General features: G+C 28.5%; 16 protein-coding genes. All 16 read left to right on the forward strand.

The genetic code is table 11. The annotated features are described in order from the left end of the window. The first annotated feature begins 1 nt into the window (after position 1). The 16 genes from DEA20_00590 to DEA20_00665 are packed head-to-tail and all read left to right on the forward strand — an operon-like array spanning position 2 to position 17,263. Positions 2-1,597: a hypothetical protein gene (locus DEA20_00590; protein ID HBS47688.1), complete on the forward strand. Its 1,596-nt coding sequence runs from the start codon at positions 2-4 to the stop codon at positions 1,595-1,597. Continuing rightward, positions 1,598-2,770 (forward strand): hypothetical protein, encoded by a 1,173-nt coding sequence (locus DEA20_00595; protein HBS47689.1) that lies wholly within the window; start codon positions 1,598-1,600, stop codon positions 2,768-2,770. Positions 2,771-2,785: 15 nt separating this feature from the next. Then, positions 2,786-4,531 carry an ABC transporter ATP-binding protein gene (locus DEA20_00600; GenBank protein ID HBS47690.1) on the forward strand — a complete coding sequence of 582 codons (1,746 nt, stop codon included), beginning with the start codon at positions 2,786-2,788 and terminating at the stop codon, positions 4,529-4,531. Positions 4,532-4,558: 27 nt separating this feature from the next. Continuing rightward, positions 4,559-5,548 (forward strand): UDP-N-acetylglucosamine 4,6-dehydratase (inverting), encoded by a 990-nt coding sequence (gene pseB, locus DEA20_00605; protein ID HBS47691.1) that lies wholly within the window; start codon positions 4,559-4,561, stop codon positions 5,546-5,548. Between the two features lie 9 nt (positions 5,549-5,557). Further along, positions 5,558-6,688, forward strand: coding sequence for a hypothetical protein (locus tag DEA20_00610; GenBank protein HBS47692.1), 1,131 nt, complete (start codon positions 5,558-5,560; stop codon positions 6,686-6,688). Between the two features lie 55 nt (positions 6,689-6,743). Next, entirely contained in the window at positions 6,744-7,808 is a 1,065-nt protein-coding gene (locus DEA20_00615; protein ID HBS47693.1) for a flagellar biosynthesis protein FlgA, read from the forward strand. Then, complete coding sequence (locus DEA20_00620; protein HBS47694.1) at positions 7,808-8,395, forward strand: YdcF family protein; 588 nt, start codon at positions 7,808-7,810, stop codon at positions 8,393-8,395. Before DEA20_00615 ends, DEA20_00620 begins: the two co-directional genes overlap by 1 nt. Continuing rightward, the gene (locus tag DEA20_00625) at positions 8,374-9,018 is read left to right on the forward strand and encodes a hypothetical protein (protein HBS47695.1); all 645 of its coding nucleotides are present in this window, start codon (positions 8,374-8,376) and stop codon (positions 9,016-9,018) included. Before DEA20_00620 ends, DEA20_00625 begins: the two co-directional genes overlap by 22 nt. Positions 9,019-9,045: 27 nt before the next feature. Next, positions 9,046-9,816: a spore coat protein gene (locus DEA20_00630; GenBank protein ID HBS47696.1), complete on the forward strand. Its 771-nt coding sequence runs from the start codon at positions 9,046-9,048 to the stop codon at positions 9,814-9,816. After that, on the forward strand, positions 9,809-11,098 hold the full coding sequence (locus DEA20_00635) for an aspartate aminotransferase family protein (protein ID HBS47697.1): 1,290 nt from the start codon (positions 9,809-9,811) through the stop codon (positions 11,096-11,098). The genes DEA20_00630 and DEA20_00635 overlap by 8 nt, the downstream gene beginning before the upstream one ends. Positions 11,099-11,118: 20 nt before the next feature. Next, positions 11,119-11,883 (forward strand): hypothetical protein, encoded by a 765-nt coding sequence (locus DEA20_00640; GenBank protein HBS47698.1) that lies wholly within the window; start codon positions 11,119-11,121, stop codon positions 11,881-11,883. A 10-nt stretch (positions 11,884-11,893) separates the two neighbouring features. Then, entirely contained in the window at positions 11,894-12,880 is a 987-nt protein-coding gene (locus tag DEA20_00645) for a hypothetical protein (protein HBS47699.1), read from the forward strand. Between the two features lie 2 nt (positions 12,881-12,882). Continuing rightward, the gene (locus tag DEA20_00650) at positions 12,883-14,184 is read left to right on the forward strand and encodes a DegT/DnrJ/EryC1/StrS family aminotransferase (protein ID HBS47700.1); all 1,302 of its coding nucleotides are present in this window, start codon (positions 12,883-12,885) and stop codon (positions 14,182-14,184) included. Then, a complete protein-coding gene (locus tag DEA20_00655) occupies positions 14,174-15,202 on the forward strand; it encodes a hypothetical protein (protein ID HBS47701.1) in 1,029 nt (342 codons plus the stop codon). Before DEA20_00650 ends, DEA20_00655 begins: the two co-directional genes overlap by 11 nt. A gap of 1 nt (position 15,203) precedes the next feature. Further along, positions 15,204-15,734: an N-acetyltransferase gene (locus DEA20_00660; protein HBS47702.1), complete on the forward strand. Its 531-nt coding sequence runs from the start codon at positions 15,204-15,206 to the stop codon at positions 15,732-15,734. A gap of 23 nt (positions 15,735-15,757) precedes the next feature. Continuing rightward, positions 15,758-17,263: a hypothetical protein gene (locus tag DEA20_00665; GenBank protein HBS47703.1), complete on the forward strand. Its 1,506-nt coding sequence runs from the start codon at positions 15,758-15,760 to the stop codon at positions 17,261-17,263. Positions 17,264-17,288 lie beyond the last annotated feature (25 nt).

A 17,288-nucleotide genomic window follows, 5' to 3' on the forward strand; every position in this document is an offset into this window, starting at 1 on the left:
AATGAAGTTATCGAACCTTAAATTTGTAAATATTTTTACCTGTTTAGCAGCAGCTTCAGCAGTTATTTTTTTGATTTTTGTAAATTTTGTTAATTTACAAAGTCATTGGACTCAGCATGTAGATGATTCCTACTTAGCGGATTGCACAAATCAGTTATTAAATGGAAAAGAATTTTATCATGCAGCTGGAAAACCTGTTATAGTTTTGTTAGCAGCGTTATTTCATCTAAATTCACCAGATAAAATTATATATTTATTTACATTATCTGGGCTAATTTCTGTTTTGGCACTGTTTTTTTTAGCCCTTTATTTGTTAAAGGATTTTATTTTAAGTTTGATAGTAGCTTTGCTATGGTTTTCGTCACCTTTTTACTTTTATTATTCTAAAGCAGAACATTTGGTTTTTGTCGCAATTTATTTACTTGCTATTTTACTTTGTTTGTATGGGGTAGAACAATTAAAGTGGAAGTATCATATTTGGGGATCTATCTTATTAGCGAGCTCGCTTTTAACTCATCCCTCTTTATTAGTTTATATACCCTGTGTTTTTGTGTATTTCTTTTTTTGTTTTAGGCAAAAAAATCTTAATATGATATTTTTTTTAAAAAAGTCTGTTATTCCATTTATTTCGGTTATTTTTGCTTATGATTTTGGAGCATTGTTTTTATATTTTGTTTTTCATCCATTTTCTCATAAAATTTGGCCGATGACTTATTTTTGGTATGATCATTTTTTTGTAAGACAACATATTAAAGAATTCGCTGCTTCTTATGGATTTTTTTATCATTTCAAAACTTTTTATTTGTTAGAATGGAAGCTTGTTTCTATTTTAATAATTTGTGCGACTTGTTTTCTTTTTTATTCATTATTGAAAAAATATTTTAATAAAAAAGTTAACTTTTTTGAGTCCTCATTTGTTTTGTTTTTTTTATTAATTCCTTTATTTATAGTTTATTTTAGAGCTATTTTGGGTCAGTTTAGTCCTATAAGGTTTTTTTTACCTATTATTCCTATTTTATATCTATTAATTGGGTATCTTTTTAAAGAAGTAATTTCTAAAAAATTTTATTTTGGGATATTTATTATTTTGTTATTTTTTGTTGTTGCAAGAGGGGATTATAATAAAAATATTTTAGAACCAGCTCTAAGAACAGAATTCAAAGAGACTGTAGAATATTTAAATAACTCGAGTTTTGATTTATTAGTTTTTTATGAGACTCCTTATCTTTTTCGATCTTTTAATTTTTTTGATAAAAAAACAATTTTTGAATTTATATTTGATAGCTCTTATCTTAAAATAATGTATGGATTTGATAAATTTCAGGCGGATGTTAATGAAATTTTTGAACAATTAAAAAAACATAAAAAAGTTGCATTTATTATGGGAACTGTGACTTTAGATGATAAAAAAAATTATGAAAAACTTTTAGAAAAATATTTTGCAATAGATTTAGTAAAAATGATAGAATCTCCATTTTCGACATCTATATTTAGGTTGGAAGATGCGAATAATGAAGGAAAAGATTTTATTTCAAAATGTTTATCACAACCTGCACCGCTTTTTTATATTTTTGAATTGAAATTGAAAGAAGTTTAGATGAAAGTTGCTATCGCTGCGGGTGAAAGATTCCATGCTTTTTATTTAGCAACGCAACTGAATCGCTTTGATTATTTAGAAAAATTATTTACTACCGTCGCTGGTGAAGGTGATTTAAAATTACTTGGTTCTAAAAATATAAGTAATTTTAGATCTGGTAAATTGTTAGGCGATGTTTATCTTAAGTTTCGTTTATCATATTTGATTAATAATTCATCATGGTATGTTTTAAAAGATTATATTTTTGATAAATGGCTTTCAAACCAGTTCAAAAATGTAGAACAATTAGACATTTTTGTAGGGTGGACGAATTATTGGTTAAATAGTTACAGCCAAATAAAAAAAACTGGTGCAAAAATAATAGCAGAGTCAGGGTCTTGGCATATTATTGAACAATCAAAAATTTTACAGGAAGAGTTTGAATTATATGGAGTTAAAGCCAAACCAATAAATCAGAAAAATATTGAAAAAATGGTTAAAGAATACGAAGTTGCAGATTATATTATGACACCAGCCAAACATGTTCGTGATAGTTTTATTCGTCAAAATATATCTCAAAGTAAATTATTAAAAGTGCCTTACGGTGTTGATTTTGAAAGGTTTTATCAATCAAGAATTGAAAAAACTAAAAAATTTAGAGTTATTTTTGTAGGTCAGGTTTCACTGCAAAAAGGAGTTCAATATCTAATTAAAGCCTGGAATAAATTAGATTTACCGAAAGAAACCTCAGAGCTTTTGATAGTTGGGGATATTCAAAATTGTTTTAAACAGGTTATGAAAGATTTAACTATAAGAAATAATGTTAAATTTTATGGTTCAACATCTCAGGAAAACCTAAAGAACTTATACAAACAATCTTCTCTTTTTGTTTTACCTTCAATTCAGGAAGGATTTGGGATGGTTATTAGCGAAGCAATGGCAAGCGGTATGCCTGTAATTTGTACAACTAATACTGGTGGAGAAGAATTGATTGAACATGGTAAAGAGGGTTTTATTGTTTTCATTCGCGATGTTGACGATTTAGCTGCAAAAATTAATTGGTATTATGAACATCAAGATAGATGTTTCCAGATGGGAATGGCGGCGCAACAAAAAATTAAAAATTTTACGTGGGATCATTACGGTGATAAAATAATCAAAATTTATGGTGAGATTTTGAAGCAAAAAATTTAAATTTGATTTAATAAAATGAATATAAGAGATCTGCTTAATATTTTTACAAATTTATTGGATAAAAAAGACAAAAGAAAAATAATCTTTCTTTTGTCTTTTTCTATTTTTGTTTCATTGGTTGAAACCTTAAGTCTTTCTATAGTTATGCCTTTTATTTCAGTTGCTACTAATTTTGATTTAATTTATAAAAATGATTTTTATCATAAAATTTATAGTTTTTTGGGACTTCAATCGCCGCTGCAATTTATTTCTTTTTTAGGAGCTTTTTTAGTTGTATTTTTTCTTTTTAGAAGTTTAATATATTTTATTTTTAGCTATATTTTGAGTAATTTTGCACAAGGAAAATATCACTCTTTTGCTTGCTATGTTTTTAATAATTATCTTAATTTTAATTACTCAAATTTTGTTAGTGAAAATTCTTCAAGCGTTTATAAAGCTATTTTTTCAGATGCAAGTTCTCTTACGCAGATAATTACCTGTTTTTTGCAAATTTCTACGGAGATTTTAACAGGTATATTCATTTATTCTGCACTTTTGTTTGTTGATTGGAAAATGACTTTGGCATTAACCTTTTTTTTAGGAATACAAGCTTTTGGTTTAATGAAATTTATAACAAAAAGGGTTGCTAAAGAAGGAAAAAAATCAGGAGCTGTTTGGCAAATTTTAAGTAGAACATTGAGTGAAACTGTAGGAAATTTTAAATTAATAAAGCTTTTTTCTAATGAAGGTCATATTTTAAAAAGGTTTGAGAGCGCTTCTTATTCTTTAGCAAAATCGGGAGTTATAAATAAAATTTTACAAGATTTACCGCGTGTTATATTAGAATCGTTAGGCTTTTTTACTATGGTTGGTATGATTTTGTTTATTCTTTGGACATATAGAGACTCATCTGCTGTTTTGCCAATTATCTCTATTTATGCGCTTGCTTTTTATCGTTTATTACCATCTCTTTCGAGGATTTTTACTTATTATAATCAAATGTTATATGCATTTAATTCTCTTGGGTCTTATTATTTGGAATTGCCTCTTAAGGTTGAATCTTTAGGGAATCAAAAAATAAATTTTGGTGAAAAAATAGAATTCAAAAATATTTTTTTTGGTCATGAAAAAAATAAAATTTTATTAAAGAATATTGATTTTATTATTGAAAAAAATCAGAAAGTTGCTTTCATTGGTGAAAGTGGCGCTGGTAAAAGCACTATTTTGGATATAATTATGGGATTTTATCCTGTTAAAAACGGAGAAATTTTAATAGATAATAAAATTCTTGATAAGTCCAATCTGATTGATTGGCGAATGAAAATTGGATACATCCCACAGCAAGTTTATCTTTTGGATGGTACCGTGGCTGAAAATGTTGTTTTTGGACGAACTTATAACGAAGAATTACTTATTGATTCTTTGGTTAAAGCAAATATTTATGATTTTCTTTTAACAAAAAATGGTGTTGATACAATAGTTGGTGAAGGTGGAATAATGCTTAGCGGGGGACAGAAACAACGAATTGCGATTGCAAGAGCATTGTATTCTAATCCGCAAATTTTAATTTTAGATGAAGCAACTTCAGCTCTTGATACAGATATAGAGAGCAAAATCATGGATGAAATTTATAGTATTAGTAACCAAAAAACTTTGATAGTCGTAGCTCATAGATTGAGTACCATTGCTAGATGTGAAAAAATTTTTAAGATTGAAAAAGGAAATATTTTTGAAGTTGATTTTTCTACAAAAAGTACTAATGTTATTCTAAAAGTTCAATGAATATCTAAGGAGAGAGGTCTTAAGTTTATGCTAAATGAAAAATCTATCTTGATTACTGGCGGGACAGGCTCTTTTGGTAAAGTTTTTATTAAAACAATTCTAAATAATTTTAAAAATATTAAACGCGTTATTGTTTTTTCTAGAGATGAATTTAAACAATTCGAAATGTCTAATCTACCCGAATTTAAAAATGATCCAAGATTGCGATTTTTTATAGGGGATGTAAGAGATAAAGAAAGACTTTATAGGGCTTTTGATGGTGTTGATATTGTTATTCACGCAGCGGCATTGAAACAAGTTCCTTCATGCGAATATAATCCTTTTGAGGCGGTTAAAACAAATATAATTGGAGCTCAAAATGTTATTGATGCAGCAATTGATAGAGGCGTGAACAAAGTTATTGCTTTAAGTACAGATAAAGCTTGTGCTCCTGTAAATCTTTATGGTGCAACAAAATTATGCTCGGATAAATTATTTTTAGCAGCAAATGTTTATTCAGGTTCTAGGGATACTAAATTTTCTGTTGTGCGTTATGGCAATGTGTTAGGTAGTCGTGGTTCTGTAGTTCCATTTTTCAAAGAATTGATTTTGTGTGGAAGTAATGAACTTCCAATTACTGATGAGAGGATGACTCGTTTTTGGTTAAAACTTGATCAAGCAGTAGAAATGGTTTTAACAGCTTTGAATGTGATGGAAGGTGGAGAATTATTTGTTAGAAAAGTTCCTTCCATGCGTGTTACGGATTTGGCTATTGCACTTGCTCCTAATACGAAATTTAAAAACATAGGTATAAGGCCTGGTGAAAAAATTCATGAAGTTATGATATCAAAAGAAGATTCTGCTTTAACGTATGAATTCGAAGATTATTTCGTTGCATTATCCCCAATGGTAGCGGATAAATTTGCAAAAAAATATCAAGCTGCAAGGCTACTTGCAAGTGATTTTGAATATAGTAGTGATAAAAATTTAGAGTGGCTATCTGTAGAGTCAATGAAAGAGTTAATTGATAAAATTTAAAAAGAGATAATGCATATGAAGTGGTTTAGAAGTGTTCCAATGTTTAACAACGAATTAAAGAGCCGTTTGGAGATTTGGTCTTTGTGCGAATCGTTGAGCTTTTGTTGTAAAAAACAATTTCAAGTTAGTGTTGACTTGGGTAAAAGTACAAATGTTTTAAGTCTTAAGCGTGAGGTGCTTCAAAATTTAAAAGCAGAAATTTTATCGGTTAGAACTTCACGGCAAGCTTTATATTCTGCTACTAATACAAAAAAAATAGAAAAGTGTCCTGTTTGTGAAATTTCCGCTTTAAATAGTGAATTTAAATTTAAAATTTATGATGGAAATTATTGTCAATGTTCTAATTGCGGCCATTGTTTTGTTATAAATAGGCCGACGAAACAGGTTTTGCAAAAATTTTATAGTTCTGATTCTCATTATTCATCTACTTATACAGATAAATTGTTAATGGAAGAAAGAATTAAAGAAATTGTTGTTCCAAAGTTAGAATGGGTAATTAAAACTTATAAAAATTTATATGGTAAGCCTCCTCGTAAAATTCTTGATGTTGGAGCTGGGGGGGGGCATTTTGTGTATGCTTGTAAAAAAAATGGACTAGATGCTGTGGGCGTGGAAATTAGCGAATCAAGTCGAATTTTTTGTAAAAATAATTTTGGAATTGATTTAGAATGCATAGATTTTACTAAAGAATATAAAAGGTTTTCTGATGTTGATATTATAACTTTTTGGGGGGTTATAGAGCATGTCCCTAATCCGATAGAATTTTTGAAATCGGCATATAAGGTTCTTTTCAAGAGAGAATCTCTCGTTGTTGCAGAAGTACCCAGATGGAATTGTTTAGGAACTGTTGTTCAAGAAATATTTAATGATTCTGTTGTGCGACATTTAGATCCTTTAGGTCATATAAATTGTTTTACTGATAATAGTTTATTGTCAGCTTTTTATAAAAGTGGATTCAGTCCTGTTGCCGCTTGGTATTTTGGTATGGATGTATATGAATTATTAGTGCAGATGTCATATTTTTTAGAAGACGAAAGAATTATTTATGAAATGGGTGAACATATAAATAAATTACAAAATATTTTAGATTCAGCTTTTTTATCGGATGAGATTGTTTTGGTAGGTCAGCCTTATATTTGAATATGGCAATGATAAAAATAGAGCATAGACTTTTGTGAAAAAGATGAAGGAATTTATGAATAAAACTTTTTCAAAAATAATAAAAATAGGTAATAGGTTTATAGGCGAAGGATATCCTTCTTATGTAATTGCAGACATTGGTGCGAATTTCGATGGTAGCATTGAAAAAGCAAAGAAGCTTATTTTAGCTGCTAAAGAGTCTGGTGCAGATTGCGCAAAATTTCAAAGCTTTAAATCGAAATCGATAGTTGCAGGAAAAGGTTTTTCAAAAATGCAACTAAAAGGAATTCATGGTTCCTGGAAAAAACCTATAGAAGAAGTTTTTAGAGATGCGGAATTTCATAGAGATTGGCATGATGAGATTTCTGATTTCTGTAAGCATGTTGAAATAGATTTTTCTACAGCACCATATGATTTTGAGGCTGTGGATTTGTGTGAAAAATTAAATGTTCCTTTTATAAAAATAGGCTCGGGTGATATTACCTGGTTAGAAATGCTTGAATATATTGCTAGAAAAAATAGGCCTATTTTTTTATCAACGGGAGATGCAACATTAGCAGAGGTAGATGAAGCTTTGAGAGTTATTGAATTTTCAGGAAATATGAATATAGTTTTGTTACAATGTATTACTAATTATCCTTCTAAAATAGAAAATGCAAATATTAATGTTTTAAAAACTTATAAAACAGCTTTTAATATTTTAACAGGATATTCTGATCATGCTCCGGGGCCAGTTGTGGCTTTGGGCTCTGTTGCTTTAGGTGCAGTTGTTATAGAAAAACATTTTACATTAAATAAATCTGATTCTGGCCCGGATCATGCTCACTCTATGGATCCTTCTGATTTTAAAACTATGGTTGATTATATTCGTCAGTTAGAATCTGCGATGGGCACTACAAGAAAAATGGTTGTTGAAGAAGAAAAAGAAACTGTGATAGTTCAGCGTCGGTCTTTGTATGCTAAAAGATATATTCCTAAGGGAAAAATTATAGACAGAGAAGATTTAGTAGAATTAAGGCCAGCTTTGGGTATTTTGCCAAAACATAAGACAGAAATTTTAGGTAAAATTGCAAAAATAGAAATAGAAGAAGGATCGCCAGTTTATTGGGAATGTTTTTGATTATGACATTCCAAGAACTGTTTATTGTGCTTGTAAGTAATGATATGCTCAAAAAATCTGATGCAATTATTCTGCTAGAAGGAGATGGTTTTTTTAGGATTGATAAAGCATTAGAACTGTACTTGCAAAAATGGGCATCGTTTATTGTTATTAGTGGTGGTATACAAAATTTAGATAAAGGATCTTTTCCTGCGGCGCAATTATATGAAGCTCTTGTAAAAAAAAATGTAAATGATTCAGACATAATAATTGAAGATATGTCTTTGAATACGAGAGAGCAAGCTGAAAATATTATTAAACTGTCGCAAGAAAATGGATGGAAGCGAATAATTATAGTGGCTTCTCATTATCATCAATACAGAGCTTTTCTTACATTTTTAAAGGTTGTTTTAGATAAAAAAATTGATCTAGAAATAATTAACGCTGCAGTTTCAGATCTTGCATGGTTTGAAAATTTAAAATGGGGAGTACGATTTGAGCTACTTAAAGAAGAATTTGAAAAAATAAAAAAATATAAAAAAGTAGGGCACGTAGCAACATTTCAGGAGGCTATAAATTATTTTAAATGGAAAGAGTTACAGATATAGCACTTGCAAAGCAAATTTTTAAGACAGATTTTATTGGACCAGAAGAGTTGGAAAATATTTCAAATCTGTTAGGAATTAAAAAATCTTCTTCTTACGATGAAATTCCATTAATACCTTATAGTTTGAAGAAGATTTCTGAATTAGTAGGAAATTATGTTTTAATTTTGGGAATCCCCAATTTCATAGATGGTTCTCCTTTGAATTTAATAAAAATGCGCGATTTTTTAGGTATTAATTCTTATAAAAAAGAGCCTTGTTTTTATAATCAAGATTGGTACTTAAACGAGTCTTTTGCAAAACAAAATAATATCGAATTTTCATGGTATTTAATTCGAAAAAATATTTTTAATGAAACGCGTGGAATTTTACCAGGTGGATATAAAAATAATTTAAAGATGCCTTCAGCCTTGTTATGTGCATATGTATTTTTTAGTTACTATTTCCATACAAAAGGGCAAATATTATGGTCTAATGAATATGTATGGTGCAGTGATTTTGATCATAATAATGATCAAGTCTATGTTGGGCGATATTTAGATTCTTCAGGGATTAATAAAAATGGTTTTAGTATACATCGGCATCTTAAAATAAAAAAATTTTATGGTTCCATCGATATATTATAATATTAAAAGGTTAAATAAGGTTTTAAAATGATAATTGCTATTTTGCAAGCAAGGGTATCTTCTTCGAGATTACCAGAAAAAGTTTTAAAGCCAATTTTGAGTAGGTCTATGTTGCAACATCAATTGGATAGAATTAAAAATTCTAAATTAATAGACATATTGGTTGTAGCTACAAGTTTAGATAAGTCTGATGATAAAATTGAACAGATATGTCTGAACGAAAGTGTAATATGTTTTCGCGGAAGTTTAAATGATGTTTTAGATCGTTTTTATCACACGGCCAAAAAATTTAATGCATCAACCATTGTTAGATTAACAGGGGATTGTCCATTAACAGATCCTGAAGTTATAGATAAAGTTATTCAATATTATGTGGATAATGATTTTGATTATGTTTCCAATACCCTTAATCCTACATATCCAGATGGGCTTGATGTTGAAGTTTTTAGTTTTGAATCTTTAGAAAAAGCTTGGAGTAGCGCAAAATTACCTTCACAAAGAGAACATGTAACGCCATTTATCAAAGAAAATTTTAAAGTAGGGGAAGTTAAAAATAAAATAGATTTATCATATTTGAGATGGACTGTAGACGAACTAGAAGATTTTGATTTTGTGACCAAAGTTTATGAAAAACTTTATGAAATAAATCCCAATTTTGGTTTTCAAGATATTTTGAACTTATTAAATAAATATCCAGAGCTCAATTTGGTTAATTCAAAATTTGAACGTAACGAAGGTTATAAAAAATCTTTGATAGAAGATAATTTTTATATAAATGAAAAGGTGAAAAATGCTTAATCGGTATTCTAATTCTGAAAAAATGCTTGAAAGAGCTTTGAAAACAGTTCCTCTTGGTTCTCAGACTTATAGTAAAAGTAAAGTGCATTTTCCCTATGGTGTTTCGCCATTTTTTATTGATCGAGGTGAAGGATGTTATGTTTGGGATGTTGATGGAAATAAATATATAGATTTTGGGGCTAGTCTTGGAGCTATTGTTCTTGGTTATGGCGATGAAGATTTATCTAAGGCCGTAAGAAAACAATTAGAAAAGGGGACGATTTTCCCTCTTGCTAATGAGATAGAATTTAAAGTTGCTGAAAAAATTGTAGAACTTGTTCCTTGCGCTGAAAAAGTTCGTTTTGGTAAAAATGGTTCAGATGTTACTACTGCTGCAATTCGTTTAGCTAGGGCTTATACAAAAAAAGATCATATTGTTATGTGTGGTTATCATGGTTGGCATGATTGGTCTATTGGTACAACTTCTAGAAATTTAGGAGTTCCAGAAGTAGTTAAAGAACTTACCCATACATTTAAATATAATGATATTAATTCTTTAAAAACTGTTTTCCAACAATATCCAAATCAAATAGCTGCTGTGATTTTAGAACCTATGAGTATTGAGTACCCCAAAGATGATTTTTTACAAAAAGTTAAAGAAGTTGCTCATGAAAATGGAGCTATTTTAATTTTCGATGAAATGATTACTGGTTTTAGATATTCACTTGGTGGAGCGCAAAAATTATTTGGAGTTGTCCCAGACCTTGCAACATTTGGAAAAGCTTTGGCAAATGGATTTCCTGTATCTGCGATTGCGGGAAAATCCGAAATAATGAATTTGATGGAAGAAATATTTTTTTCTTTTACTTTTGGTGGCGAAACTTTATCTTTAGCTGCAGCCTTAGCAACAATGACAAAATTGCAAAGTTTATCAATTCTTGAAGATATAAAAGAAAAAGGACAGACGTTTCTTATTAAATTGAACGAATTATTTTTAAGGCATGAATTAAGTGAAGTTTTTTCTGTTTCTGGTCATCCAAGCTGGTCAATTTTGCAAATAAAAGATTTTAAAGGGTATTCAAGTTTTCAAATAAGAACTTTATTTTTACAAGAGATGTTCAAGCGTAATATTTTATTTATTGGGGCGCATTTTTTTACACATAGTCATAGCGAAAGTGATATAAATGCATTACTTATAGCTTATGATGAAGTTTTGATTTTAATTAAAAATTGTTTAAGTGCAAAAACTTTGGATTTATTTCTTGAATGTGAACCTTTAAAACCTCTTTTTAAAGTTAGATAAAATTTTTATGTGGATGGAATATGGCGATTAATAAAAAAGTAGTTGCTTCGATAGAAGCAAGAATGACAAGCTCTAGGTTGCCAGGCAAAGTGTTGATGGAGGCTATAGATGGAAAACCTATGCTTCAATTTATGGTTGAAAGAGTTAAAAGAGCAAAGCTTGTAGATGAAATAGTTGTGGCAACGACTATAAATAAAGCAGATGACTGTGTTGTGAATCTTTGTGAAAAAATGGGCATTAAATATTTCAGAGGAAGCGAAAATGATGTTTTGCAAAGGGTTTTGGAAGCTCATACATTTTTTAATTCGAATTTGATTGTAGAGCTTACTGGGGATTGTCCTTTAATTGATCCAAATATTATTGATAAAGTGATTCAAGTTTATTTAAATAATTCTTTTGATTATGTTTCTAATTCGCATCTTAGAAGCTATCCAGATGGTTTAGATGTTCAAATATTTTCAAAAAATATTTTAAAAGAAATATCAGAAAAAAAACTTACAGAAGAGGATCGAGAGCATGTAAGTTTATACATTTATAGAAGTGGTGAATACAATTTAGGTTATGTAAAAGCAGAAGGTGAATTATTTTGGCCCGAGCTTCGCATAACTTTGGATGATAAAGGTGATTACGAAATAATTAAAAATATTATAACCTATTTTTATCCTAAAAAGGGATTTGATTTTTCTGCATTGGATATTGTCAGATACTTAAGGAATAATGAGTATTTATTAGATCTAAATAAAGATGCTAGAGTGAAAACTATTCAATATCAAAAATTAGCTTAAGAAGAGAAGTATGGAGTCTAAAATAAAATATTCAGTTGCGATTGTTGGGCTTGGAAATATTGGAATGTTATATGATTATAATCAACCTGACAATGATAATTATCTTACTCATACAAAGTCTTTCGATCATCATGCTGATTTTGAAATAAAGTATTTAGTTGATGTAAACAAAGAAAAAAATACTTTGGCAAAGCTGCGTTATCCTAAAGCAATAGTGGTTGATGATTTGGAAAAAATTTCAAAATTTCCTGATATTGTTGTTTTATCATCAATTCCATCTGTTAATTATCAAATATTTAATAAGTTAAAAGATAGAGAAGAGATTAAATTATTTGTTTTAGAAAAGCCTTTTTGGAATTCTGACTTAGTTTATTCAGATGTTAAAAAATATTCTAAAAAATGTGTAGTGAATTATATAAGAAAATACATTCCATTTTATCAACAACTAAAATTAAATATTTTAAAAAATATTTATGGTAAGCCTTTGGGTATTCATATTTGGTATTCGAAGGGTTTGCGAAATAACGGATCTCATTTGATCGATATTTTAAATTATTTATTTGATAGTGTTTATGATCTTGAATCTATAAAAATTATTAATTTTGTAAATGATTACAAAGAGCAAGATTTATCAATTAGTTTTTCAGTTAAATATGAATATAAAGCGCATAAATTCCCAGTGTTTTTTCAAGCATCGGATGAACGATTTTTTAGCTTAATAGAATTTGACATTGTGTTTGAAAAAAAGAGATTTAGATTTTTTGATTTTGGAAATCAGGTTGAAATTTATGAAGTTGAAAATGATCACGTATTTAGCGGTTATAAAAATTTGGTGGGAAAGCAAATTTTAAATATTGATATGAATAAATATGGTTATCATATGTGCGATTATTTAAGTAAGTTATTGAAGTGTGAAGTTGATAATTTTTCTAGTTTGGATAATGAATTTCAAATTTATAAATTAATAAAAGCTGTTAATGAAAAAGTAGAGATATAAAAATGAACAAATTAGCAATATTTGGAGGTAAACCATTAAGGGTAAATCTTTTTGAAGCGCATAATACAATGGGAATTGAAGAGCAGCTTGCAGTTGAAGAAGTTTTAAAAAGTGGAGTTCTAAGTAAATTTCTAGGATGTTGGCATTCGGATTTTTATGGAGGACCTAAGGTTCAAACTTTTGAAAGAATGTGGGCTGAAAAGTTGAATGTTTCGCATGCGATATCTGTTAATTCTAATACTAGTGGGTTAATTACTGCTTTAGGCGCTGTTGGTATTAAACCAGGCGATGAAGTTATTGTTTCTCCTTATACAATGACAGCTTCTGCAATTTCACCTGTTTTTTGGGGAGGTGTTCCTATTTTCGCAGATATTGATGAAGATAATTTTTGTTTATCCGCCAAAAGTATTGAGAAAAAAATAACAAAAAATACAAAAGCGATTTTAGTTGTTCATATATTCGGCCATGCTGCGGATATGGATGAAATAATGGAACTTGCTAAAAAATATAATTTGTTTGTTATAGAAGATGCGGCGCAAGCTCCTTTTGGGAAATATAAGGATAAATATGTAGGTACGATAGGCCATATTGGTGTTTTTAGTTTGAATTATCATAAACATATTCACACCGGAGAAGGTGGCATGATAACCACTAATGATTCTAATTTAGCCGAGCGCTGTCAATTGATCAGGAATCATGGAGAAGCTGTTGTAGAAAATAAAGGTGTAAAAAATATAGATAATATTTTTGGATTTAATTTTAGAATGCCCGAGATGGAAGCAGCTATTGGTATTGAGCAACTAAAAAAGTTTGATGATCTTTTAGAAAAAAGAATACAAAATGCTAAATATTTAAATGAAAAATTAGGTGTTTTTAATTATTTAGATGTTTGTATTCCAAAACCTTATGTAAAACATTGTTATTATCAGCAACCTATGAAATATTTTGCATATAAAAATGGATGGTTGCATCGAGATAAATATTTAAAAGTTTTAATTAAAGAATTACCTAGTTCATATATGCGAGAATTGGATCCTTTAATTGGAGGTGGTTACACTAGGCCTTTATATTTGCAACCTGTTTATCAGCAAAAAGCAATTAATTTGTATAAACATAAAAAAGAAGATTTGGATTATAGCAAAGGGATTTGTCCTGTTGTTGAGAAAATGCATTATGAGCAGCTTATAACTCATGAGTTTATGCGTCCCTCTATGGGTAGGCAAGATTTGGATGATGTGGTTAGTGCTTTTTATAAGGTCCATGAAAATATGCAAGAAATTATAGAGCGGCAGAATGAAATATAATCTAGGTCGAAAAGGAATATTTGTATTTTCTGATGCAGCAGGTGCAAATTCTGTTTTAGCTCTTGTTGACAACTTAATTCAAGAAGGTTTTGTTGTGGGGGAAGATTTTTTAATTTTTACAAATTCTATAGGAATTTATCCTACGGAATATGAAGGAATTGTAAAAAGAGTTGATTTTGATTCTAAATATTTTGAAAAAATTATTGATTCTTTTTGTCCGAATTATTTATTTAGCGGAACATCTTTAAATGATTACGATCATAAGTGGAGAAAATTGGCAATAAATAAAGGTATGAAAACATATGCTTTTATTGATCACTGGGGTAATTATTTAAAAAGATTTACTTTTGAAAATGAAACAATTTTTCCTGATGAGATTTGGGTTATAAATGAAATTGCTAAAAAAGAGGCTATTGCGGATGGTATTCCTTCTAAAATGCTTATAGTTTCAAGTAACCCTTACTATGGAAAGGTTAAAAAATTTGTGCCCCAGATTACAAAGGAAGAGTTTTTTGATTTGATTAATTTACCTAAAGATAAAAAAGTTATATTGTTTGTGTGCGATAATCTTCGTGAATCTTTTGCTAAAGATGAAAACGGAAAATATATTTTAGGCTATGATGAATATTCAGTTCTAGAAGATATTTTAGAAAGTTTTTATGAATTAAATAAGTCTAAATTAGTAGATTTTTCAAAATATATTTTTATTATCAAATTACATCCTCGTAGTAATGCAAATAAATTTGATTATTTATTTAAAAACGAAAAATATAAATTTTTGAATATTTTTGTTAAACAAAAAATAGATCCTTTGCTTATAAATTATTTTAGTGATTATGTACTTGGAATGTTCTCAAACATGATTATAGAATCGCTTTTGATTGGAAAAAAAGTTTTACGAGTTCAAGCTGGGCAAATTGGTAATGATTATTTAAAATTTAATGAGATTAAAAGTGAGATTGTTATAAATAAAAACGAGTTAACAAATGAAATATATGAATTACTAGGATGTCATTAGAATGAAAAATCCTTTTTTAATAGGAAAAAATATTTATCTTTCTCCATTAACTAAAGAAGATGTAAATCCAGAATATGTTAATTGGTTAAATGATTTTGAAGTTTGTAAATATAATTCTCATTCAATTATTCCTAATAATTTAAGAAAGACTTTTGAATATGTGGAAGATGTTGAAAAAAGTCAGACCAAAATTGTTTTTGCAATTAAATGGAAAGAAAATGACAAACATATAGGGAATGTTTTGCTGCAGCAAATAGATTGGATTAGTCGATCGGCTGAAATAGCAATTCTTATTGGGGATAAAGATTATTGGAATAAAGGCGTAGGGACTGAATGTTATAATCTGCTTATTAATTATGGATTTAATTCTTTAAATTTAAATCGGATAAGCTCGGGACAATTTACTGAAAATAAAAGTATGATAAGAATCTGTGAGAAAGTTGGAATGGAAAAAGAAGGTATTTTGAGAAAAGTTTTTTATAAAAATGGTGGTTATGTAGATATTGTTATATATGCGATTATTAAAGAATGATTATGAGTTTTTAGGATTTTAGAATGAAGGTTCTTTTTTTAGCTTTACCATCTAGTTTATCCGTACAAAATATTGCAACTCGATCTGAATTGATGCTAAATCATGTAAAAAATAGAGATGAAGTTTTTGTTTTGAAGTGTGGAGGGGAGCAGCCTTATTGTTATTCTAATTTTTTAAAAAACAAATCTATTTGTTTAAAATGCAATTTATTGTGTGATTCAAGTTTAGATATTTTGAATATTCCAAATAAAAATATTTTTTATTTAAATAAAGATATTTCGTTCCAAGATATTCCTAAAAAATTCAGGAATATTAAAGAGTTAAAAGAATTTAATATCGAGGGAATAAATTTAGGATTTGGAGTAGCTTCTTACATGATTTCTTTATTAAGAGAAATCAATTTTGATACCATAGAGCAAAAGGATACGATATATTCTATATGCAAATCAGCTGTTTTGATTTATGAATCAACATTAAATTTGTTAAAAAAAATAAAACCCGATCTTGTTTATATTTGGAATGGTCGTTTTTTTGATTCGTGGGCTGCTTTAAGTGCTTGCAAAAGTTTAGGGATTTCTTTTAGGTTGTTTGAGAGTATTAATGGTTTTAAATATAATGAAAAAAAACAAATAATTTATAAATATTCTTTTATTGAAAATGATTTACTTCATTCTTTAGATCCTTTTAAACGCGACATATTTAAAAGTTGGCAAAATAAAGATTTAAATAAAGAAATTAAAGTTGAAATTGGAAAATCTTTTTTTGAAGATAAGGTGCAGAGAAAAGATATGTATGTTTTTTGTAAAGACCAAGATCTTGAAAAACTTCCAATTGGTTTTGATTTTGCCAAAAAAAATATAGTAATTTTTAATTCTTCTATAGAAGAATATGCTGCTTTTGATGAATGGCAAAATTCTATTTATTTGAATGAAAATGAAGGTATAGAAAAAATTGTTCAATCTTTAAAGGGTAATCCGGAAATAAAGATATATCTTAGAGTCCATCCTCATTTGAAAAATGTTAATAGTTCTCAGATAAAAGATTTAAGAAGGATTGGGTCATTAGGATTTGAGAATCTACAGATAATTTGGCCTGAAGAAAAAATTGATAGTTATGCATTACTTAAAAATTGTTCTAAAATTCTTACCTTTGGATCAACTATGGGTGTGGAGGCTTGTTTTTGGAAAAAGACTTCTATTTTAGTAGGAAGAGCTTTTTATGAGGATCTCAACTGTAGTTATATTCCTAAATCTCATGAAGAAGTTATTGATTTAATACAAAAAGATATGGATCCTAAGCCGCAAGAGAATGCTGTTATTTATGGTTATTGGGCTAATACGAGTGGTATTGAATATAAATATTTCAAACCAGAAGGCGATCTTGCCTCTGGTACTCTTATTGGAATAGATATTTGGAAAAATGTTTCTCTAGCTAATAGATTAAAGCATAAATATTTAGTTTTAAAAGATTTTGGTTTTAAAAATATTATTAAAATAAGATTGAATAAATTAAAGCAAAAATTTATATAATCTTAACTTTTTGACTTTGGATTTA

It is taken from the genome of Candidatus Dependentiae bacterium, assembly GCA_003511165.1.
In the GTDB taxonomy this organism is placed as follows: Bacteria; Babelota; Babeliae; order Babelales; family UBA12411; genus UBA12411.

Coding starts and splice junctions, on each gene's coding strand:
- DEA20_00590 (HBS47688.1), top strand. CDS start 2: ATGAAGTTATCGAACCTTAAATTTGTAAATATTTTTACCTGTTTAGCA.
- DEA20_00595 (HBS47689.1), top strand. CDS start 1,598: ATGAAAGTTGCTATCGCTGCGGGTGAAAGATTCCATGCTTTTTATTTA.
- DEA20_00600 (HBS47690.1), top strand. CDS start 2,786: ATGAATATAAGAGATCTGCTTAATATTTTTACAAATTTATTGGATAAA.
- pseB (HBS47691.1), top strand. CDS start 4,559: ATGCTAAATGAAAAATCTATCTTGATTACTGGCGGGACAGGCTCTTTT.
- DEA20_00610 (HBS47692.1), top strand. CDS start 5,558: ATGCATATGAAGTGGTTTAGAAGTGTTCCAATGTTTAACAACGAATTA.
- DEA20_00615 (HBS47693.1), top strand. CDS start 6,744: ATGAATAAAACTTTTTCAAAAATAATAAAAATAGGTAATAGGTTTATA.
- DEA20_00625 (HBS47695.1), top strand. CDS start 8,374: ATGGAAAGAGTTACAGATATAGCACTTGCAAAGCAAATTTTTAAGACA.
- DEA20_00630 (HBS47696.1), top strand. CDS start 9,046: ATGATAATTGCTATTTTGCAAGCAAGGGTATCTTCTTCGAGATTACCA.
- DEA20_00635 (HBS47697.1), top strand. CDS start 9,809: ATGCTTAATCGGTATTCTAATTCTGAAAAAATGCTTGAAAGAGCTTTG.
- DEA20_00640 (HBS47698.1), top strand. CDS start 11,119: ATGGCGATTAATAAAAAAGTAGTTGCTTCGATAGAAGCAAGAATGACA.
- DEA20_00645 (HBS47699.1), top strand. CDS start 11,894: ATGGAGTCTAAAATAAAATATTCAGTTGCGATTGTTGGGCTTGGAAAT.
- DEA20_00650 (HBS47700.1), top strand. CDS start 12,883: ATGAACAAATTAGCAATATTTGGAGGTAAACCATTAAGGGTAAATCTT.
- DEA20_00655 (HBS47701.1), top strand. CDS start 14,174: ATGAAATATAATCTAGGTCGAAAAGGAATATTTGTATTTTCTGATGCA.
- DEA20_00660 (HBS47702.1), top strand. CDS start 15,204: ATGAAAAATCCTTTTTTAATAGGAAAAAATATTTATCTTTCTCCATTA.
- DEA20_00665 (HBS47703.1), top strand. CDS start 15,758: ATGAAGGTTCTTTTTTTAGCTTTACCATCTAGTTTATCCGTACAAAAT.